Annotated in this window: 22 protein-coding genes; 18 read left to right on the forward strand and 4 right to left on the reverse strand. The window is 40.9% G+C overall.

What is annotated here, in order from left to right; genetic code table 11:
- Positions 1-5 precede the first annotated feature (5 nt).
- The 4 genes from BFP72_RS17835 to BFP72_RS17850 are packed head-to-tail and all read right to left on the reverse strand — an operon-like array spanning position 6 to position 2,021.
- Positions 6-419 carry a cytochrome c maturation protein CcmE gene (locus BFP72_RS17835; protein WP_073121439.1) on the reverse strand — a complete coding sequence of 138 codons (414 nt, stop codon included), beginning with the start codon at positions 417-419 and terminating at the stop codon, positions 6-8.
- Between the two features lies 1 nt (position 420).
- Positions 421-678 carry a CcmD family protein gene (locus tag BFP72_RS17840; RefSeq protein ID WP_099600436.1) on the reverse strand — a complete coding sequence of 86 codons (258 nt, stop codon included), beginning with the start codon at positions 676-678 and terminating at the stop codon, positions 421-423.
- Between the two features lie 7 nt (positions 679-685).
- Positions 686-1,345, reverse strand: coding sequence for a cytochrome c biogenesis protein CcsA (ccsA, locus tag BFP72_RS17845; protein ID WP_099600841.1), 660 nt, complete (start codon positions 1,343-1,345; stop codon positions 686-688).
- Positions 1,346-1,355: 10 nt separating this feature from the next.
- Positions 1,356-2,021 (reverse strand): heme exporter protein CcmB, encoded by a 666-nt coding sequence (locus BFP72_RS17850; RefSeq protein WP_099600437.1) that lies wholly within the window; start codon positions 2,019-2,021, stop codon positions 1,356-1,358.
- A gap of 114 nt (positions 2,022-2,135) precedes the next feature.
- Here BFP72_RS17850 and BFP72_RS17855 point away from each other — a divergent pair, with 114 nt between their 5' ends.
- The 18 genes from BFP72_RS17855 to BFP72_RS17940 all read left to right on the forward strand — a co-directional run bounded on the left by BFP72_RS17855 (position 2,136) and on the right by BFP72_RS17940 (position 20,249).
- Positions 2,136-3,146, forward strand: coding sequence for an NAD-dependent epimerase (locus BFP72_RS17855; protein WP_099600438.1), 1,011 nt, complete (start codon positions 2,136-2,138; stop codon positions 3,144-3,146).
- A gap of 21 nt (positions 3,147-3,167) precedes the next feature.
- Positions 3,168-4,031 carry a glucose-1-phosphate thymidylyltransferase RfbA gene (gene rfbA, locus BFP72_RS17860; protein ID WP_099600439.1) on the forward strand — a complete coding sequence of 288 codons (864 nt, stop codon included), beginning with the start codon at positions 3,168-3,170 and terminating at the stop codon, positions 4,029-4,031.
- A 1-nt stretch (position 4,032) separates the two neighbouring features.
- Positions 4,033-4,596 (forward strand): dTDP-4-dehydrorhamnose 3,5-epimerase, encoded by a 564-nt coding sequence (rfbC, locus tag BFP72_RS17865; protein WP_099600440.1) that lies wholly within the window; start codon positions 4,033-4,035, stop codon positions 4,594-4,596.
- Entirely contained in the window at positions 4,589-5,530 is a 942-nt protein-coding gene (locus BFP72_RS17870; RefSeq protein WP_099600441.1) for a UDP-glucuronic acid decarboxylase family protein, read from the forward strand. The genes rfbC and BFP72_RS17870 overlap by 8 nt, the downstream gene beginning before the upstream one ends.
- Position 5,531: 1 nt before the next feature.
- The gene (locus tag BFP72_RS17875; RefSeq protein WP_185123736.1) at positions 5,532-6,779 is read left to right on the forward strand and encodes a nucleotide sugar dehydrogenase; all 1,248 of its coding nucleotides are present in this window, start codon (positions 5,532-5,534) and stop codon (positions 6,777-6,779) included.
- Positions 6,780-6,966: 187 nt separating this feature from the next.
- Complete coding sequence (locus tag BFP72_RS17880) at positions 6,967-7,410, forward strand: DUF2061 domain-containing protein (RefSeq protein WP_099600442.1); 444 nt, start codon at positions 6,967-6,969, stop codon at positions 7,408-7,410.
- Positions 7,407-8,006 carry an adenylyl-sulfate kinase gene (gene cysC / locus BFP72_RS17885; RefSeq protein WP_099600443.1) on the forward strand — a complete coding sequence of 200 codons (600 nt, stop codon included), beginning with the start codon at positions 7,407-7,409 and terminating at the stop codon, positions 8,004-8,006. The genes BFP72_RS17880 and cysC overlap by 4 nt, the downstream gene beginning before the upstream one ends.
- Entirely contained in the window at positions 7,999-8,904 is a 906-nt protein-coding gene (gene cysD, locus BFP72_RS17890) for a sulfate adenylyltransferase subunit CysD (RefSeq protein WP_073121422.1), read from the forward strand. Before cysC ends, cysD begins: the two co-directional genes overlap by 8 nt.
- Before the next feature lie 23 nt (positions 8,905-8,927).
- Positions 8,928-9,290 (forward strand): four helix bundle protein, encoded by a 363-nt coding sequence (locus BFP72_RS17895; RefSeq protein ID WP_099600444.1) that lies wholly within the window; start codon positions 8,928-8,930, stop codon positions 9,288-9,290.
- Positions 9,291-9,323: 33 nt separating this feature from the next.
- Positions 9,324-10,598 (forward strand): sulfate adenylyltransferase subunit 1, encoded by a 1,275-nt coding sequence (locus tag BFP72_RS17900; protein ID WP_099600445.1) that lies wholly within the window; start codon positions 9,324-9,326, stop codon positions 10,596-10,598.
- Between the two features lie 71 nt (positions 10,599-10,669).
- Complete coding sequence (cysQ, locus tag BFP72_RS17905; RefSeq protein WP_099600446.1) at positions 10,670-11,443, forward strand: 3'(2'),5'-bisphosphate nucleotidase CysQ; 774 nt, start codon at positions 10,670-10,672, stop codon at positions 11,441-11,443.
- 95 nt (positions 11,444-11,538) lie between these two features.
- A complete protein-coding gene (locus BFP72_RS17910; RefSeq protein ID WP_099600447.1) occupies positions 11,539-14,037 on the forward strand; it encodes an SLBB domain-containing protein in 2,499 nt (832 codons plus the stop codon).
- On the forward strand, positions 14,038-15,120 hold the full coding sequence (locus BFP72_RS17915; protein ID WP_099600448.1) for a Wzz/FepE/Etk N-terminal domain-containing protein: 1,083 nt from the start codon (positions 14,038-14,040) through the stop codon (positions 15,118-15,120).
- A gap of 2 nt (positions 15,121-15,122) precedes the next feature.
- Entirely contained in the window at positions 15,123-16,664 is a 1,542-nt protein-coding gene (locus BFP72_RS17920) for a hypothetical protein (RefSeq protein WP_099600449.1), read from the forward strand.
- The gene (locus BFP72_RS17925; protein ID WP_099600450.1) at positions 16,661-17,389 is read left to right on the forward strand and encodes a 3-deoxy-manno-octulosonate cytidylyltransferase; all 729 of its coding nucleotides are present in this window, start codon (positions 16,661-16,663) and stop codon (positions 17,387-17,389) included. The genes BFP72_RS17920 and BFP72_RS17925 overlap by 4 nt, the downstream gene beginning before the upstream one ends.
- Positions 17,382-18,035, forward strand: a complete 654-nt coding sequence (locus BFP72_RS17930) for an HAD family hydrolase (RefSeq protein ID WP_221406536.1) — start codon at positions 17,382-17,384, stop codon at positions 18,033-18,035. The genes BFP72_RS17925 and BFP72_RS17930 overlap by 8 nt, the downstream gene beginning before the upstream one ends.
- 76 nt (positions 18,036-18,111) lie before the next feature.
- The gene (locus BFP72_RS17935; RefSeq protein WP_143520124.1) at positions 18,112-19,206 is read left to right on the forward strand and encodes a hypothetical protein; all 1,095 of its coding nucleotides are present in this window, start codon (positions 18,112-18,114) and stop codon (positions 19,204-19,206) included.
- Entirely contained in the window at positions 19,203-20,249 is a 1,047-nt protein-coding gene (locus BFP72_RS17940) for a polysialyltransferase family glycosyltransferase (protein WP_099600452.1), read from the forward strand. The genes BFP72_RS17935 and BFP72_RS17940 overlap by 4 nt, the downstream gene beginning before the upstream one ends.
- The last annotated feature ends 22 nt before the right edge of the window (positions 20,250-20,271 follow it).

The following is a 20,271-nucleotide window of genomic DNA, read 5'->3' on the forward strand; positions in this document are numbered from 1 at the left end:
GAAAATTAAACGTCGTTCACTTCGATGGTTTCTTCCTGGTATTTGGAAGGGCACTTCATCAATATTTTAGATGCGAGAAAATGGTCGTTTTGGAAGTTGCCCACGACAACTACTTGCTCAGATCGTAGAAAGTCCGCTGGCATGGGTTCATTGAAATACACGCGTTGTTCTTCGTTGTTGTTGTCCACGAGGACAAAAGAGAAGGCCAGTTTGTTGGGAGAATCTTGGATGCCGACGATCTCACCGTGCGCATCTTTTTTGAGCTGACCTACCACGTGGATTTTCTTGCTGTCACCATCCTCTGCCATGGCACGTGCATCGTCAAATCCGACATAAGTACTGGCGTCTCCAGCGGTAGAGATGATCACCATGATGGCTGCTGCGATCACTACGATTCCAAAAATATGAGACTTCTTCATATCAATCCTGCTTTGCTTCTGTCAATTCGTCTTCGAGTTTGGTGACTTTTTTGTCCAGGCGGACGAGGTAAATCACCATGCCTGCAAAGATGGTCATTACCACCGCAACTACTACGTAAATCTTACCGCTTTGTCGCATGATATCCGCCATTTCCACCCGTTGATTGGTGTAGTCGTCTTCGGTGACTTGGTATTTTTTATCTTGGGCTGTCGCCTGTAGGCTCAGCGTGAGGAGGAGTACAAAAAGTAATTTTTTCATGTGATCATCAAAGGTCTTGTGTGAGGCGAATGTCTTGGATACGAATCTTGATCGAGGCAAACCATACGCCCATGAGTGTCCAGCCGACGATGGCTGGGTAAAATATCATTCTTAGTTTTCCGTCTAGGTCAAAATAGTTGAAACCAGGGTTTCCACCGTTGCCTGGATGCATGGAATCGGTCAGGCGTGGTAGAATGAACAGCAGCGGGATCATCGCGAAGTACGCGAAGATGTTGTAGACCGCAGAGATTCTGCTGCGTTGTTGGGGATCTTCGAAAGAACTGCGGAGGATGAAATAGGCAAAGTAGATCAGCAGTGCGATCGCAGAAGCGTTTTGCTTTGGGTCTCCACTCCAGAACTCTCCCCAGGTGTATCGAGCCCAGACCATGCCAGTCACGATACCGAGCACGCCGAATAGACAACCTGCTTTGGCATACGCTTCGGCCCGGATGTCGAAGTACTCATTTTTGCTCGATAGGTATCGGAGCGAATAGACTAGGGATCCTGTCAGCAGGATGATCATCCCAAACCACATGGTGACGTGGTAGTACAGGTTTCGGATGGTCTCGTTGAGGATGGCGAGACGGGGAACCTCCATCAGTAACCCGCCCAAGAGTGCATAGGCGGTGAGCAGCACACCCAAGATTTTCCACCAAGATTTTTTAATTGAAAACATATTAGCTTCTCCATAGGTAGGGAAACAGCAGATAGGCCAGCGTCCCTACGATCATATCAATTGCGAGCAAAGTTAGTAACTCATCGAGACTTTCGGAGCGTGCAATCCCATCTATTGCATTTCGCGAAAGCTTGATGATCATCAATAGGATAGGTATGATGACTGGGAAGGAAAGAATGGCCATGAGCATGCCGTTGTTGTCTGCCTTGGAGGCGATTCCAGACATCAGCGAGAGTGTCGTGGCGAACCCAACCGTGCCTGCTAGAATAATAAGGAGAAAGAAACCGGGGTCTTGCACACGATTACCGAGCACGAGGCTAAACACACCGAAGGCCAAGATGGAGAGTAGGATGAGCAAGCCAGAGTTGTAGAGGATCTTGGAGAGGATGATGCTTTGTGGGCGGACTAGGTTGAAGTAGTAGAGCTGCCGACCTTCCTTTTCTTGGATGAAGCTTTTGGCGACCGTGCTGATGGAGGTGAACAGGATGATGATCCAGTAGAGCGCATTCCAGCTGAACTGATCGACCCGAGCATGTAGCACCTCGAAAGATAGGTAACAGATAAAGATCGTAGAAAAAGTATACAGCAGTATGCCGTTGAGGGCATATTTGTGCCTCCATTCGAGTACGATATCTTTCCACAGCAGTGCCTTGATCTCTTTGAGCATAACAGGGGGCAAATTTAGAGCAAGATTTGCTATAACTTTTCACTTTGATAATTTAAAGCTTTGGATTGCGGGTCAATCCCCTTAGCATTGTGTTTATTTAGTATAAGGAAATAAATGGAAACTATACTCGTAACTGGCAGTGCCGGATTTATCGGCTACCACCTTTCGAAACGATTGCTTGATGATGGTTACAAAGTCATCGGTGTAGACAATCTGAATGATTACTATGATGTCAATCTGAAAAGAGCAAGATTGACTCAATTAGAAACGTACGATCAGTTTTCCTTTTATGAAACAGGCCTGGAAGACAAAACTGGTTTGGAGCAAGTTTTTACTGAAAACACAGTGGAATATGTCGTTAATTTAGCTGCTCAAGCAGGGGTTCGATATTCGATTGAGAATCCAGCAGCTTATGTCAACGCCAACTTGGTCGGCTTTGCCAATATCATTGAAATAAGTAAGAATAATAATGTGAAGCAGTTTTTGTTTGCCTCTTCGAGCTCAGTGTATGGAGCGAATGAAAACATGCCTTTTTCGGTAAGTGACAATGTGGATCACCCCATGTCTCTTTATGCTGCGACCAAAAAATCCAATGAATTGATTGCACACTCTTATGCTTCGTTGTTTGACTTGCCTGTCACGGGACTAAGGTTTTTTACAGTGTATGGTCCTTGGGGTCGGCCAGATATGGCTTTGTTTTTGTTCACTAAAGCGATACTTGCTGGAGAAGAAATCAATGTTTTCAATGAGGGTAAGATGCTTCGAGATTTCACGTATGTGGGCGATATCGTAGAAGGAATCAGTAGGTTACTGAAAAGCCCAGTTGAAATAAATAGGGATTGGGACGGCAAAAACCCAGACCCTTCGTCAAGTTATGCCCCATATCGTTTATACAACATTGGAAACAATGACCCTGTAGAATTGATGGACTTTATCCGAGCGATAGAGGCCAAATTGGGCATCAAGGCTAAAATGAACTTGATGCCATTGCAGCCTGGAGATGTGCCACAAACCTATGCTAATGTAGATGCGCTCATGAAAGACGTCGGGTACAAACCTAGTACGACGATCGAAGAGGGAATCGGAGCATTCGTTGATTGGTACAAAGACTATTACAATGCCTAAAACCTATAACCTAACTTAACTATGAAAGGAATTATTCTCGCAGGAGGATCTGGTACGCGATTGCACCCATTGACGATGGCGATCAGTAAGCAGATGCTTCCTGTGTATGATAAACCCATGATCTATTACCCTTTGTCTACTTTGATGTTGGCGGGGATTCGAGAGATTTTGATTATTTCCACCCCGAGAGATTTGCCATTGTTTCAAGGCTTGCTCGGAGATGGCAAAAGCCTAGGGTGTGAATTTCATTATGCCGTGCAAGAAAGGCCAGAAGGGCTGGCCCAAGCTTTTTTGATTGGAAAGGAATTCATCGGAAAAGAGAAAGTAGCCTTGGTCTTGGGGGATAATATTTTCTATGCTTCTGGGCTGTCCAAAAAACTACAAAGTGCAAGCAATATCGAAGGGGGCTTGGTGTTTGCCTATCATGTCAATGACCCGGAGCGTTATGGAGTGGTCGAGTTTGATGACAAAAAGAAGGCTCTGTCGATTGTGGAAAAGCCAGAAAAACCAAAGTCAAATTTTGCGGTACCTGGGCTCTATTTTTATGACAATGATGTGGTCAATATTAGCGAATCGATCAAGCCTAGTGCACGAGGAGAACTTGAAATCACGTCTGTCAATAGTGAGTATCTACAGCAAGGGCGGCTTAACGTTGAGATTTTGGATAGAGGAACGGCGTGGTTGGACACAGGTACTTTTGCTTCATTGATGCAAGCGGGGTCTTTTGTCCAAGTCATCGAAGAAAGGCAAGGCTTGAAGATCGGATGTATCGAAGAAGTTGCGTACAAAATGAATTTTATTGATGCTAAGGAGTTGGAGGCCTTGGCTCGACCCTTGGTCAAGAGTGGGTATGGAGAGTATTTGATGAATTTAATTGGCGCATAGTATGGAAATCAAGTCATTACATTTGAAAGGGGCTTTTTCGGTACAGCCCAAGCTGTTTCAAGACAATCGAGGGTATTTTTTCGAATGGTTCAATGCCAAACGCTTTGAACAAGAAACGGGGATCGGGTTTGTGCCTGTTCAGTTCAATTCATCTCGGTCTACTAAGGGAGTGTTGCGTGGCATGCATTTTCAAGAGATGCCAGCTAGTCAAACCAAACTAGTCGGCGTGACTCAGGGAGAGATTCAAGACGTGATTGTAGATTTGAGAGAAGGTTCTCCTACCTATGGCCAATATTACTCGGAGGTGATTAGTCAAGAGAAAAAGAATCAGTTGTTCGTGCCCAAAGGGTTTGCACACGGTTTTTTGGTGTTATCTGAGACAGCAGAAATTTTTTATGCGATCGATGACTACTATTCACCAGAGCATGAGAGTGGGATCATGTACAACGACGCTGCTGTAGGCATCGAGTGGCTATTGCCAGAAAACGAAATCATTCTTTCAGAAAAGGACAAACTATACGAACCACTAACTAACAGAACATTAAATTTTCAATACAATGGCTAAGAAAAGAGTACTTATTACAGGAGGAGCAGGATTCCTTGGTTCACATTTGTGTGATCGTTTTTTGAAGGAAGGCTGTCACGTGATTGCTATGGACAATCTGATTACAGGTTCTTTGGACAATATTCAACATTTGTTTCACAGAGAGGATTTCGAGTTTTACAATCACGACGTGTCTAAGTTTGTCCATGTGCCTGGAGACTTGGACTACATCATGCATTTTGCATCGCCAGCTAGTCCGATCGATTATTTGAAGATGCCTATTCAGACTTTGAAAGTAGGTTCTTTGGGTACGCATAATTTGTTAGGGTTAGCTAAGGCTAAAGGAGCAAGAATGCTTATTGCATCTACTTCAGAGGTATATGGAGACCCTTTGGTTCACCCACAGACGGAAGATTATTGGGGTAATGTAAACCCTGTCGGGCCAAGAGGAGTATACGATGAGGCGAAGCGTTTTCAAGAGGCCATGACGATGGGGTATCATACGTTCCATGGTGTGGAGACGCGAATCGTCAGGATATTCAATACCTATGGCCCAAGAATGCGATTGGACGATGGTCGTGTGTTGCCAGCTTTCATTGGGCAAGCTTTGAGAGGAGAAGATTTAACCGCATTTGGTGACGGTTCACAGACGAGATCTTTTTGTTATGTAGATGACCTGGTCGAGGGGATTTACCGATTGCTATTGAGTGATTGTGCTGATCCTGTCAATATAGGCAATCCAGATGAAATCACGATCAATCAATTTGCGGAAGAAATTTTGAAATTGACGGGTAGCAAGTCTAAGATTGTCTATAAGCCATTGCCAACAGATGACCCGAAGCAGCGTCAACCGAACATCACCAAAGCAAAGGAGCTTTTGGGTTGGTCACCGCAATTTTCAAGAAGTGAAGGTTTGAAGCCTACTTTGGAGTATTTTAAGAATAAAGTGAAATAAGATGGATATAAAAGTTGGAGTCATTGGTTTAGGCTATGTTGGCTTGCCGCTAGCAGTCGCAGCAGCAGAGCAGTACGAGGTGATTGGTTTTGACATCAATCAAAAGCGTATCGATGAATTGGTGGCAGGTCATGACCGAACAGGTGAGGTGAGTCAGCAAGGCTTGTCTTCGTCTTCAGTACGTTTTAGTGCGGAAGCACAGGATTTGGCATCTGCCAACTTTTATATAGTGACTGTTCCTACACCCATAGACGAAAACAACAATCCAGACCTTTCGTTGGTGGAGAAAGCCTCCGTTTTGGTGGGAAAGTATCTCAAAAAGGGAGACATAGTAGTCTATGAGTCCACGGTGTTTCCGGGATGTACAGATGAAATTTGTAAACCGATATTGGAGAGAGAGTCTGGTTTGGTTTTCAACCAAGATTTTTATCTAGGGTATTCTCCAGAGCGCATCAATCCAGGAGACAAAGAGCGAGGTGTCAAAGAAATTTTGAAAGTCACAAGTGGCAGTACGGAGGAAATTGCCGCTCGTATCGATGCGTTTTATGCCTCTTTTATTACGGCAGGGACCTATCGAGCGTCTTCCATCAAGGTCGCTGAAGCGGCTAAGGTTATTGAAAATTCTCAGCGAGACATCAACATTGCCTTTGTCAACGAACTCGCGTTGATCTTCAATCGATTGGATATCGATACAGCAGAGGTATTGGAAGCCGCGGGTACCAAGTGGAATTTCTTGCCATTCAAACCAGGGTTAGTCGGTGGGCATTGTATCGGAGTGGATCCTTACTATTTGACGCACAAAGCAGAGAGTGTCGGTTATTTGCCTGAAGTGATCTTGGCAGGTCGCCGGATCAATAGCAACATGGGCAAGTTCGTCGCACAGGAGGTCATCAAGCTGATGACAAAGAATCGTGTGGAGTTGGTGGATGCTCGTGTGCTGGTATATGGCATTACCTTCAAAGAAAACTGTCCAGATGTACGCAATACCAGAGTCATTGATATCATCGAAGAGTTACAGGAGTACAACATCCAGGTGGATGTCTTTGACCCGTTGGCAGATGCGAGCGAAGTGAAAGAAGAATATGGGATAGCATTGGTTTCGGATATCTCTACAACATATAGTGCTCAGATATTGGCCGTCGCTCATAAAGAGTTTGACGAAATTGATTGGAAAAGCCAGTCTGAAAGCAGCCTTATTTATGATGTGAAGGGGGTTTTACCTCGAGGATTGGTCGCCGGATTTCTGTAGGAAGGGAATAGATTTTAAGAATATAATTATTGTTGCTAGATTTGCGCCGCATTTAACCCTGCAAACACCAAATATTTTGAAGAACAATTGCATTTATAAGTACCATGAATCTACCACGCTCTGTTGTAGATAACCTATTCATGCGCAATTCTTAAAATTCAATTTAATTCAAAAAATTTCATACGAAATGGACAGTAGGGTCAGGCATATTGCCAAAAGTATAACATGGAGGATAATAGCCACGGGGACTACCTTGTTGGTGGCGGGCTATATTCAAGATGAGAAGGAAGATGCATTGCCAACGTTTAGTTTACTTGCGTTTTTTGATGTAACCGTCAAAATGCTGATGTATTACCTGCACGAGCGGTTTTGGTTCAACCTCAAAATTGAAATTAATTCTAAATTGAGACATGTGATCAAGGCATTCTCATGGCGGATCATTGCCTCTTTGACTACATTGGTCTTGGTGGTAATATTGTTTCGCGATCAGCCCAATCCGGTCGAAAAGGGAATCACGATTGCTGGTATCGAGTTTTTCTTGAAAATGCTCTTTTATTATGGTCATGAAGAAGCATGGTATCGAATCAACCTGGGCTTGGACAATAGGGAGAAAAACAAAGGGACATCATGACAGAAAATATCATTCCACATAGTCATTCGATCACCCCAGCAGACCGCATCAAAAAATTAGGGTATAAGCCGTTTTTGATCTGGTTTGTAGGGATGTCTGGATCTGGAAAATCTACGTTGGCGAGTGCTCTGGAAGAAAAGCTATTTGCCGATGGTCGAAATACCTACATTCTAGACGGAGACAACATTCGCAGTGGCCTCAACAAGGATTTGGATTTTTCGGACGAAAGTCGAAAGGAAAATATCCGTAGAATCGCTGAAGTATCTAAATTGTTTGTCGATGCTGGTACCGTTGTTTTGACGGCCTTTATTACTCCTTTCGCCGAAGAGCGCGAAAAAGTCAAACAACTGGTGGGTTCAGACAATTACTTGGAGATATTTGTCGATTGCCCGTTGGAGGAGTGTGAAAAACGAGATGTCAAAGGACTATATGCCAAAGCGAGAAGAGGAGAAATCAAGAACTTCACGGGTATAGATTCTCCCTTCGAAAAGCCGACCAACGCTGATATTGTAGTGGAATCACACAAAGTATCTATTGCTGAAGGCGTAGAGGCTATTTATAAAATTGTAAAAGAAAAAATCAACATACATGAGTAACTACAATCTTACGCATATCAAAGAGCTTGAAGCGGAAGCGATTTATATATTAAGAGAAGTTTTCGCACAGTTTGAAAATCCAGCGATCCTGTTTTCAGGAGGGAAAGACTCGATCTGTGTCGCTCACTTGGCACGCAAGGCATTCTTCCCTGCCAAAATTCCTTTCCCATTTGTACATGTGGACACTGGGCACAACTTCCCAGAAACGATGGAATTTAGAAACCAGTATGTTGAGGAACTTGGTGTGAAGCTGATTGTAGGATCGGTACAAAAGTCCATCGATGACGGTGCTGCTACAGAAGAAAAGGGTAAAAATGCCAGCAGAAATGCCATTCAAACGGTCACGCTACTCGATACGATCGAAGAGCATCAGTTTGATGCTTGTATTGGCGGTGCACGTAGGGATGAAGAAAAGGCTCGAGCGAAAGAGCGATTCTTCTCCCACCGAGACGAATTTGGTCAGTGGGACCCTAAAAACCAGAGACCAGAGCTATGGAACATCTTCAACGGCAGATGCCATCAAGGAGAAAACTTCCGAGTTTTCCCATTGAGCAACTGGACAGAAATGGATGTATGGCAGTACATTTTGTCGGAAAACATCGCCTTGCCATCGCTTTACTTCGCGCACGAGCGACAAGTGATCCGCAGAAGCAACACGTGGTTGCCGGTATCTGACTTTATCACGATAGCGGATGACGAGGAAGTAGTTACTAAGAAAATTCGATTCAGAACCTTGGGAGATATTACCATCACCGGAGGAGATGAATCAGATGCCGATACATTGGAGAAAATCGTAGACGAGGTAGCTTCTGCCAGACAAACCGAAAGAGGTAACAGAGAGGATGACAAACGCTCAGAAACCTCCATGGAGGACAGAAAGAAGCAGGGGTATTTTTAACGTCCAGCCATTGGCTGTTGGCAATGAGAGACTTTACAAAATACGAAATTTGGGAGTTAGCGATTGAAATTGCAGAGTTGATTTACGCTTCTTCCAAAGTTTTTCCAGATGAGGAGAAATTTGGCTTGGTTTCTCAGATTAGGAGAGCTTCGGTTTCTATATCTTCAAATATAGCCGAAGGTGCAAGCCGGTCGTCTGACAAAGAGTTTAACAGGTTTTTAGAAATTGCCATGGGCTCATTGTTTGAAGTACGGTCACAAGTATTTTTGGCCAAGAGAATTAAAATTTTAGAAGAAAAAGAGTTTGAAATGTTAGATGGTAAATTATCTGTTCTAGCAAAAAAGATGAACTCCTTAAGAAATAAGTTAAACCATAATCTTAGCTAATAGCTAACTGCTAATAGCCAAAAGCAACTGAACATGGAAAAGCACGATAACAAAGGTTACCTCAACATGGAACTTCTCCGATTCACTACGGCAGGTAGTGTCGATGACGGAAAGAGTACCCTGATCGGTAGATTGCTATATGATTCAAAATCGATATTTGCCGATCAGCTGGAGCAAGTAGCCAAATCAAGTGAGCGAAAAGGTCTCGATCATACAGATTTGGCCCTACTGACAGATGGGTTGAAAGACGAGAGAGAGCAAGGCATCACCATCGATGTGGCCTATAGATATTTCGCTACACCGAAAAGAAAATTTATCATTGCTGATACCCCTGGTCATATCCAGTACACTCGGAATATGGTGACAGGAGCCTCTACTGCCAACTGTGCACTGTTGTTGGTGGATGCCCGAAAAGGAGTAATCGAGCAAACCAGAAGGCATTCTATCATTGCTTCTTTGTTGAAAATACCGCACGTCATCGTGTGTGTCAACAAAATGGATTTGGTCGACTACAGTGAAGAAGTATTCGAAAAAATCAAAGAGGATTACGAAGCATTCGCATCGAAACTTGAGGTGAAAGACGTTCGTTTTATTCCGATCTCTGCGCTCAACGGCGACAATGTAGTGAACCGAAGTGAGGAGATGTCTTGGTATGAGGGCTCTACATTGCTATACACCTTAGAGAACATTCACATTGGTAGTGATCACAACCACATCGATTGTCGCTTTCCGGTGCAGAATGTCATCCGACCAAAAACCGACAAATACCACGACTATAGAGGCTATGCTGGACGTATCGCTAGTGGTGTGTTCAAAGCTGGGGATGAAGTCACAGTGATGCCTTCTGGTTTTAGTTCCAAGATCAAATCCATCGATACTTATGATGGAGCAATTGATGAAGCATTTGCACCTATGTCAGTAACGATACAGTTGGAAGACGAGATCGATATTGGACGTGGCGACATGATCGTTCGTACCAACAACAAGCCAGAGGCAATACAAGACATCGAAGTGATGGTTTGCTGGCTCAATGGCAAAGGGCCGAAACCTCGTGCAAAGTATATCCTGAGACATACGACTTCAGAGGTGAAAGCGATGATCAAGGACATCACTTACAAATTGGATATCAGTACACTCCATAGAAATGAGGAGGACAAAGAAGTCGGTGCAAATGACATTTGTAAAATGCAGTTGAGAACCACAAAGCCTTTGTTGGCTGATTCTTATTCTAAAAACAGAATTACGGGAAGTTTAATTCTAGTAGACGAAGGTACGAATGAGACCGTGGCTGCCGGAATGATTGTGTAAATAGCTGCAGGCTATTTGCAATTGGCTTTTGGCCTTGCTAATAGCTAACGGCCAAAAGCGAATAGCCAAATATGGATTTGAACCAACTTTTAGCAGTAGCGAAGATAGCTGCCAGAGATGCAGCTGCAGAGATTTTGAAAATATACGAAACAGGGGACTTTTCCGTAGAAGCTAAGTCTGATGACTCTCCTTTGACGAAAGCAGACAAAGCCTCTCACCTTGCCATCGTAGCACATCTGGAGAAGACTGGATTGCCCATCTTAAGCGAGGAAGGCAGAGCCATTCCATACAGCGAACGAAGGGGTTGGGATTACTTCTGGATGATCGATCCATTGGATGGGACCAAGGAATTTATCAAACGCAATGGAGAGTTCACGGTCAACATTGCGTTGATTCATCAAGGGCAATCTATTCTTGGCGTAGTACAAGTACCTGTAAAGGACGAATTGTATTATGCAATTCAAGGTAAAGGGGCCTTTAAAGAACTAAACAATGAAACAACTGAACTGCAAGTAAATAGAATCAACTTGCAGGACACAGGCTTGAAAGTAGTTGCTTCGCGTTCGCATCTTTCGGACGAGACACAGGTCTTTATGGATGGACTAGACCATCCAGAGATAGTCAGTATGGGGAGCTCTCTCAAGTTACTGGCTGTGGCAGAAGGAGCAGCCGACCTATATCCACGATTCGCTCCGACCATGGAGTGGGATACCGCCGCAGCACAGGCCATTGTCGAAGAGGCAGGAGGTATAGTGACCATTAAATCAACCTCACAGTCAGTGCTTTATAATAAAGAAGATTTGTTGAATCCCCATTTTTTGGTTTCATGTAAGGCAAAGAGCTAAATGCAGTATGGCGTGGGGTGTATTGCCAAATATTAAAGCAGAATCAAAAGCCCCTTCCGTTTAATTTTTTATCTTGCGCAAAATTTCAGGTTACTATGAGACACCTTTTTCGTGGCGTGCTTTTGTTGTTTTTGGTACTATGTTGTCAATTACACGTTGTTGCGCAGCAAACGCCAAGTATTCAAAACATTAGTAGCATCAATGTAGACGACTTGTCTGACGAGCAGATCCAAAAGTTTATTGATAAAGTTGAGTCGAGTGGCTACTCTGAGGATCAATTGATATTGCTGGCAAAATCTCGAGGCATGAGTGAATTGCAAATTCAAAAGCTCAGGTCAAGGATCGCCAAAGTGAAAAGTGGGTCATCTTCGAATTCTTCGACAAATGGGACGGGTAGATTGAGGAAGTCACCTGAGGAGGAGCAACAGACGAAGGAGCAATCGAACCAAGAGGATTTTGCTTTTGATCCATTTGAAGATATTTTGGTAGATTCATCTGCTTATATTGATGGGCTTAAAATATTTGGGCATCAGTTTTTTGAGAACAGCAGTTTGACTTTCGAAACGGGTCTCAATATGCCTACTCCAGCCAACTATGTGATAGGGCCTGGCGATGAGATGATCATTGACATTTGGGGCGCTTCTGAGCAAACCTACCAGTTGGTGGTATCACCAGAAGGAGCAATTCGTATTCCAAATTTGGGGCCTATTTATGTATCAGGTCTGACTGCTGATGCGGCTAAATCAAAGGTGATTTCACGACTCAAAAAAATATACAGTACTATAGGCCGTAGTTCAAATGCGGATGTGAGCCTAGGTCAAACGAGATCCATCAATGTTCATGTAATTGGAGCAGTCAAAAAACCTGGGACATTTTCCCTTTCTTCTTTTGGTACTGCTTTCAACGCGCTGTATAGTGCTGGTGGACCTAGTGTCGATGGTTCATTGCGAAAAATAGAAATATATCGATCGCGAGAGTTGGTATCAACCATGGATGCTTACGCCTTTATGATTCGAGGCACTGGGGAGAATATCACGCTTCAAGATCAAGATGTGATCATTGTGCGTCCTTATGTCAATAGGGTGAGATTCGATGGTGAAGTGAAGAACCCCGCAATCTATGAAATGATAGATGGAGAGACTTTTGAGGACTTGATGCTTTACTCGGGCGGATTTACCAACAATGCATACCAAGGAATAGTGAACCTCCGAAGAGTCGAGAATAACTTCAAGACGGTGCGGTCTATTGAAATTGGAGAAGCCAGTTCATTTGCGATCAAGAATGGCGATGAATTTGAAGTAGGTAAAATTAAGAATGAATTCGTGGAACGTGTGACCATAGAAGGTCCGGTTATGAACCCCGGAGAGTTTCAACTCAAGGAAGGCATGACTCTTTTGCAGTTGATTAAATCTGCTGACGGCTTACGAGGAGATACATTTATGGACAGAGGAGTCATCATTCGTCAAAATGAAGATTTTTCACTGTCAAATATTTCCTTTAGCCCAGTGAAAGTATTGAATGGGGAGGAGAGTATTGTACTCCGGAGTAATGATATTGTTAAATTTCAGTCCATTTATGAGCTTAGAGAGCGCTATGACTTGAATATTGAAGGAGAGGTACAACGACCTGGTGAGTTTGCCTATGTGTCTGGGATGACCGTAGAGGACTTGATCTATTTGGCAGGGGGCTTCAAAGAGTCTGCTGCAAAATCTTTTGTTGAGGTGGCTAGGCGTATCAATCCAGACAGTACTGATGACATCAATAGTTCAGCCGAGATATTCAATTTTCCGATTAGTGAGAATTTGGGTATTTCAGAAAAGGCTTCTCGGTTTAAATTGGAGCCCTTTGATTTGGTGGTCATACGCAAGAGCCCCTTTTATTCCGAGCAAGAGACTGTTGAAATTGAAGGAGAAGCACATTTTCCGGGGATGTATGTGTTGGATCAAAAGGACGAAAGAATTTCTTCGATCTTGGAACGGGCTGGAGGTGTTACAAAGTTTGCTTATGTAGAGGGAGCAACTTTGATTCGTCAATCCGAATACTACAAGAGAGACGAGGAGGATGTGGGCTATGCAAATGACGCAGTGAGGATTCGAAAACAAGATTTGACAGAGATATTCAAAAGGGACACGATCTTTTCCAACGAGTCGGCAGTATTCAAGCAGGAAGAAGCCATTGGTATTGAGTTGGATAAAATATTGAAAAACCCTGGGTCACCTTATGATTTGATCATGAGGAAAGGAGACATTATTAGTATTCCTCGACAAATGCAAACTGTACGGGTACGAGGAAGTGTTTTGTACCCTTCCAACGTGAGGTATCAAGACAGGGAAAGTTTGAAAAGCTATGTAGCAGCAGCGGGTGGTTTTGACCAAGAGGCGAAGAAGTCCAAAGCTTACGTTATTTATGCCAATGGGTCTGCCGATCAGACGAGTAGCTTCTTGTGGTTCAAAAATTATCCGAAGATCGAGCCTGGAGCAGAAATAGTCATACCACACAAACCAGAGAAGCAACCTATGTCGGCTCAAGCATGGGTGGCTTTGGCTTCTAGTGTAGCTACTTTGGCTTTGGTTGTCACTCAAATCATTAATTAGATGACTGAAGAAAAGAAGATGGTTCAGGAGGATGAGATCGATTTGGTAGAATTGGCAAAGACGATTTGGGCTGGACGTAAGTTTATTGGTAAAGTGACGGGTATATTTATTGTTTTTGGATTAGTTGTCGCATTTACTAGTCCAGTGGAATATGAAGCCAGTACGAAGCTTATGCCAGAGGCAACTGAAGGGGCTACTCCTAGCCTGGGAGGATTGGGTGGACTGGCTGGGTTGGCCGGAATTGATATTAGTAGCATGTCTGGAGGGGGCGGAGTTTTATCCCCTCAGCTATACCCTGAGATAGTCAACAGTTTGCCTTTCATTCTCGATGTGATGAATGATACGATCTATTTTGAAAGTTTAGACCTAAGAACTACTTCATTTGATTACTTTGAGAATATAGCTAAGCCTTCCATGCTTGGCTATGTGATGAAGTATAGTATAGGTCTTCCTGGGCTGATCAAGAAATCGATTGTTGGAGATGAAAGGGTTAACCCTAGTGGTGAGCAACAAGAATTTTATCGCCTAACGAAGGATCAATGGAAGATTGTTGAGAAGTTCAAGGAACGAATAGCTTTGAGTATAGATGATGAGACAGGTTTGATATCTATTAAGGTAGAAATGCCTGACGCTTATGCAGCAGCTCAAATCACAAAAAAAATAGAAAGAGAGGTAACCAAAGCCGTCATTAAATATAAAACAGACAAAGCAAAGGAGAATCTTTCCTTCGTGATTGAAACCTTCGAGGAGGCCAAAGCGGAGTTCGAAGCAGTCCAAGTTCGTTTGGCTAGAGCTATGGATAGAAACATGAATGTATCTTCAGCAACGGCTCAAATTCAGCTCAGAAGGATTGAGAATGAGTACAATGTTGCTTTTGAAGTTTATAAGGGGCTTGCTTCTCAGGTAGAGCAAGCGAAGATAAAACTGAAAGAGGATACTCCCGTATTTACTGTTTTGGAGCCTGTAAGGGTTCCAGAGGACAAGAGTAAGCCAAATAGAATAATAGTCCTTTGTTTAGCTATGGTGGCAGGCATAGTTTTATCGATAACGATAATTTCATTAAGAAATATAAGAATTGTATAATTATGAGAAATTTTGAGATACTTGATTGTACGCTACGAGATGGTGGATACTACACGGATTGGGATTTTGACAGAAAGGTAGTTAATACTTATCTAAACTCTATGAATTCTTTACCCATTGATTACATAGAGATTGGGTATAGATCAAAAAAAATGGAAGGTTATCTTGGCCAATATTTTTATTTGCCAGAGGAAACTCTTTTCGCGATCAAGGAGAAACTTTCAAAGAAAATTGTAATCATTCTTAATGAGAAGAGTACAACTCCTGATCATGTTGATGATTTGTTATTACCATGCAAAGGCATTGTAGACTTGGTTCGAATTGCTGTTGATCCTCAGAATGTTATTAGAGCTATTAAATTAGCAGTAGCGATTAAGAATATGGGATTTGATGTTGCATTTAATGTAATGTACATGTCGGAATGGAAAGGAGCCAAGAGCTTCCTTTCAGATATAAAAGAGACCAATGGAATTGTAGATTATTTCTATATGGTTGATTCTTTTGGAGGTGTATTTCCAAATGATTTAAAAGAGGTGTATCATTCTATTAAAGAACGTCTTAATATGAAGATCGGTTTTCATGGTCATAATAACCTTGAACTTGCGTTAATCAATACTCTGGAGGCTTTAAAACTAGGCGTTGACATAGTCGATTCTACTATTTTAGGTATGGGTAGAGGGGCAGGTAATTTAAAAACAGAACTCTTGTTAACTACGCTTAATTCAACAGAAAAATTAGAAGTAGAGTTTAACGCACTTTCAAAAAGTGTCGATGCTTTTGGGAATTTGCAAAAAGAGCATGAGTGGGGCACTAATCTTCCCTATATGGTTTCTGGGGCAAATTCATTGCCTCAAAAAGATGTAATGGATTGGATGACTAAAAGGTATTTCTCATTGAACAGTATTATCAGGGCTCTTTCGAATAAATCAAAAGGCATAGAGGATAATGTGCGACTCAAAAATTATGATTTTTCAATAATGAAAGCGGATAAAGTTTTGATTATTGGTGGGGGGAGCACAGTCATTTCTCATATTAGTGTGATTCTTAAATTTTTAAAAGAGAATCCAGGTGTGACAGTGATTCATGCTAGTTCGAAGAATTCTCATGTTTTCAAGGAAATTTCTAATAAGCAAGTGTTTTGTTTGGTAGGAAATGAAGGGCATAGATTGGAAGAAGTTTTTGATGAATCAGGAAATATAAATGGGTTATGCATTTTACCCCCTTTCCCAAGAGCTATGGGTACATATATTCCAAGTGCCCTTGCCCATAATGCGTATGAACTGAAGGGAATTGATTTCACAGATCTATTTGATAATTCACACACGGCATTGGCTCTTCAGACATGCGTTGAAATGAAATCAAAGTATGTATATTTAGCTGGTTATGATGGGTATGATGCAACTTCTCTTTCAAAAAGAGAAAAAGATCTCTTTATTGAAAACGAGTATCAGTTCAAAAAGGCCAAAGAAATGAATCTAAGTTTAATTAGTTTGACTAGAACTCATTATGAAGAGTTGGAACAAAATAGCATTTATTCTTTATGAGATTAGTAATTATTATTCCAGCTAGACTAAAATCTACTCGATTGCCAGAAAAGCCATTGATAGATTTATGTGGTAAGTCAATGATTCAACGAACCTATGAAAGGTGTACGGAGGTTCTAGACGCTTCGGATGTATATGTAGCAACTGACAGTCAGAAAATTCAAGAACATTGTAAACAGCGAGACATTAACGTATTAATGACTGCTGAAGACTGTTTAACAGGCACTGATCGTGTAGCTGAAGCGGCCAAGCAGGTAGACGCTGATTACTATATTAATGTTCAGGGCGATGAACCTATAATTAGTCCTGATGATATACGAAAGATAATATCTAACCTGAGTAAGTATCCAGGAATGATTTTAAATGGTTATGCGGAAATTAAGAAAGAAGATGAATATCGCTCTCTTTCAATTCCCAAAGTCGTTTTTACGGCAAATGGAAACCTTATGTATATGTCTCGATCACCAATACCTGGAAATAAGAAGAATGAATTTAATAGTGCGTATAAACAAATTTGTATATACGCATTTCCTAAAGGGATATTAGAGAAGTTCGCTAGGGCAAATGATAAAAGCTTCTTGGAAGGAATCGAAGATATTGAAATTTTGCGATTTGTTGAAATGGGAGATTCAGTGCAAATGATCGAACTACTTGGTGATTCAATAGCAGTAGATACACCTGAAGATGTAAACAAAGTTTTAGAAAAAATAGGAAGAGGTGCTTAATATTAATTGTTATAATCTTATTATATGGGATTTTGATGGTGTTATTCTGGATTCCAACGACATCCGTATTGAAGGTTTTAGGTTTATTTTTAGAGCGTTTGATGTTGATCAAGTAGAAAAGTTAATTTCATACCACCAAGAGAATGGTGGTCTTTCTAGATACAACAAGATTCAGTATTTTTTTAATGACATATTATTTAAAGATATTTCTGAAAATGAGGTTTTAGAATATGCAAAAAAGTTTTCAAATTTTGTTACTAAGAAACTAACCAACCCTAATCTCCTGATAGGAGATTCTGTGTCCTTTATTAGGAATAATAGTGTTAATATTGAAATGCATGTAGCGTCAGGTTCTGATCATGAGGAATTAAGTAATCTTTGTAATGCTCTGGGTCTAACAAGTCATTTTAAGTCTATAAATGGCAGTCCTACAGTGAAGAATGAATTAGTAGCTCAAATTTTAAGCAGTTATAATGATGAGTTATCTCGAGTACTTTTAATTGGTGACTCGATAAATGATTATACTGCCGCAGTAACAAACAGAATTCATTTTGCTGGATTTAATAATCCTGAGCTTAAGAATTTGAGTAATGAAAAAGCTGTTTTTTATATAGAAGGATTCAACTATTTTGAGAAAGGTCAGTAGATCTATTACCTCGGTGGTTCTTGACAGTTCTACAAGGTTGATGATGGTTCTTATATTGATTTATTATAAGTCAGAAATGCCTGATACTCGCTATGCACAGCTAGTTACATTTATTTCATATTCTACGGTTTTTCAGACCATTATTGATGCAGGCACAGTCACCTTAGGGCCAAGATATCATATTTCTAGTTCATATAATATCTACTTATCCGACCTCATCATTTATCGTTTTGGCGGGCTGCTTTTGACAATTGGAATGATTTTTATTTTACAATTGCCAATTACTTTTGAGCTTTTAATATGGGCTGTATTCTATTTTTTTACCTCAGATTGGATATTCAAAGCGAGGTTGCAAATTTCGGAATGGAGTTTTATACTTTTTTTAGGCACTAGCGTTGGGATATTAACATCGATTGTTTTCATTGCTAACAATGAATATGTCATCTGGCTTCTTAGAGTGCTCCCTGCTTGTCTTGTTGCCGTTATTGGTTGGATTTTTAGTAAAGAAATTTGGATTGAGTTTTCTGTAAGAAAAAGAATAGCCATTAATCGAAATATATTGAACGACGTAATCAACTCAACTTCTGGTGCTTTGTTAAATAGACTTAATAGCAACTTGGGCTTTATTATTTCAGGTTTCTATTTACCTGCTAGTGCATTAAGCGAAATAGGTCTCACTTTAATAATATACAACTCAGTAAATATGTTAAAGGGTATTATTAATCAGTCTCTTTTCCCATTTGTGGTTTCATTATCGAAAAACATAAATATTCAGCGAGTCATGATTGTCAACCTACTTGTTTTTTTCATAGGAGGGGTTTCTTTTGTTGTTGGACTTAAGTTAATACTGATGTTAGAGATCGATATGCTAACACCTATTACAAGTATATTTACAAAAGAGAGCCCCCATTCAATGATTTTTTTAATGGGTATTGTAACGTCTATTCTGCTTGCTTTTTTTAATTTTTCAGTATTGCAAGCAGTTGCTCCGTTAAAAGTAATTCGCATAATTGCTTTTACTAATTTCAGTTTTGTCATGGCGCTTTTAACAGGGTTTGTGGTATTTAAGATTCGATTCAATGAATTTACATTGTGTAGTTTGTTTGTGGTAGAGTCTGTTTCTATGCTCCAGAGTTATTTTTTTATGGTTAAGTACCTAAATCGAATATGATTCTTGCAGTAATAGGTAGTCCGTGGCAAGCATTGGTGTTAAAGGTATATCTAAGTATTTCTAATAGAGAAGAAGATGATGCGTATGTAATTTTTGAGAAAACAAATGATTCAAGTTTAAATGCTTCACTGGAAGTGCTTGGAAACCAGCTCCACCCAGATCTAATCTTTGACTTTAAGGACTTCCGACCTGTTGATGTTATATTCGGAAGAGGCAGAATTAAGATACATCATCTACTCTCAAACCTTGACCTTGCCATGGTTGATACCCTTCTTGTGGCAAGTGAAAAAAATGAACTTGCCTATTTTTTAAATCTCCACCTTTCTAGATCTGTAAAAAGAGTAAAACTAGATGATGGCATATTAGATTACTTGCCAAAATTAGGAATTGACAAGAAGTGGACATACAAGTTAAGACTACTGTTAGGATATGGTATTTGGTATCGAAGACCTACCAATTTTAATGAGTTGTGTATGGTATTCCCGGAGTACTATAAATCGATTCTTAATGAAAGTAATGCAAAATGTATTAATTTAAGGGATTATCGTGAGTTAATAATAAGGTTTCTGAAAAATGAAAAGGCAGAAATTTTTGCGGGAAAAAAGGTGTCTCTTGTTGTTGGCCAAGCTTTAAGTGAAGATAGTATTGTCAGTTTAAATGAGGAAGTAAATTTGTATGAGGAAATTTTTAAAGAAAAACATCAAAAGCACGGTGAATTATATTTCAAACCTCATCCTCGAAGTAGCGATTGCAAGATTAAAAAAGTTGAAAAACTAGCTTCTGAATATGGTGTCCAAATTATAAGAACAAAGTTTTCATTAGAGTCAATTTTTGCCAATAACAATGTAGAAAAGGCTTTTGGTCTATATTCTAATGCTATAATTTATAGTTTGGCTATTTTCGATATTAAATCTCATGTGCTTCTTGATATCCTTTTGAAAAACTCGACTTCCAGAAGATCTTTTTCTAAGGCTGTGTATATTAAGGATTTCATAGAGCGATTGAGATTATTTTACAGAGACGTCTTTGACAAAAGGAAATAATAATGTTTTTTTAATAAACTAA

This window comes from Reichenbachiella sp. 5M10, from assembly GCF_002742335.1.
Taxonomy (GTDB): Bacteria; Bacteroidota; Bacteroidia; order Cytophagales; family Cyclobacteriaceae; genus Reichenbachiella.

Coding starts and splice junctions, on each gene's coding strand:
- BFP72_RS17855 (WP_099600438.1), top strand. CDS start 2,136: ATGGAAACTATACTCGTAACTGGCAGTGCCGGATTTATCGGCTACCAC.
- BFP72_RS17915 (WP_099600448.1), top strand. CDS start 14,038: ATGACTGAAGAAAAGAAGATGGTTCAGGAGGATGAGATCGATTTGGTA.
- BFP72_RS17850 (WP_099600437.1), bottom strand. CDS start 2,021: ATGCTCAAAGAGATCAAGGCACTGCTGTGGAAAGATATCGTACTCGAA.
- cysC (WP_099600443.1), top strand. CDS start 7,407: ATGACAGAAAATATCATTCCACATAGTCATTCGATCACCCCAGCAGAC.
- BFP72_RS17835 (WP_073121439.1), bottom strand. CDS start 419: ATGAAGAAGTCTCATATTTTTGGAATCGTAGTGATCGCAGCAGCCATC.
- BFP72_RS17895 (WP_099600444.1), top strand. CDS start 8,928: ATGAGAGACTTTACAAAATACGAAATTTGGGAGTTAGCGATTGAAATT.
- BFP72_RS17880 (WP_099600442.1), top strand. CDS start 6,967: ATGGACAGTAGGGTCAGGCATATTGCCAAAAGTATAACATGGAGGATA.
- cysQ (WP_099600446.1), top strand. CDS start 10,670: ATGGATTTGAACCAACTTTTAGCAGTAGCGAAGATAGCTGCCAGAGAT.
- BFP72_RS17935 (WP_143520124.1), top strand. CDS start 18,112: ATGCCTGATACTCGCTATGCACAGCTAGTTACATTTATTTCATATTCT.
- BFP72_RS17910 (WP_099600447.1), top strand. CDS start 11,539: ATGAGACACCTTTTTCGTGGCGTGCTTTTGTTGTTTTTGGTACTATGT.
- BFP72_RS17940 (WP_099600452.1), top strand. CDS start 19,203: ATGATTCTTGCAGTAATAGGTAGTCCGTGGCAAGCATTGGTGTTAAAG.
- BFP72_RS17875 (WP_185123736.1), top strand. CDS start 5,532: ATGGATATAAAAGTTGGAGTCATTGGTTTAGGCTATGTTGGCTTGCCG.
- rfbC (WP_099600440.1), top strand. CDS start 4,033: ATGGAAATCAAGTCATTACATTTGAAAGGGGCTTTTTCGGTACAGCCC.
- BFP72_RS17840 (WP_099600436.1), bottom strand. CDS start 678: ATGAAAAAATTACTTTTTGTACTCCTCCTCACGCTGAGCCTACAGGCG.
- BFP72_RS17925 (WP_099600450.1), top strand. CDS start 16,661: ATGAGATTAGTAATTATTATTCCAGCTAGACTAAAATCTACTCGATTG.
- BFP72_RS17920 (WP_099600449.1), top strand. CDS start 15,123: ATGAGAAATTTTGAGATACTTGATTGTACGCTACGAGATGGTGGATAC.
- BFP72_RS17900 (WP_099600445.1), top strand. CDS start 9,324: ATGGAAAAGCACGATAACAAAGGTTACCTCAACATGGAACTTCTCCGA.
- rfbA (WP_099600439.1), top strand. CDS start 3,168: ATGAAAGGAATTATTCTCGCAGGAGGATCTGGTACGCGATTGCACCCA.
- BFP72_RS17870 (WP_099600441.1), top strand. CDS start 4,589: ATGGCTAAGAAAAGAGTACTTATTACAGGAGGAGCAGGATTCCTTGGT.
- cysD (WP_073121422.1), top strand. CDS start 7,999: ATGAGTAACTACAATCTTACGCATATCAAAGAGCTTGAAGCGGAAGCG.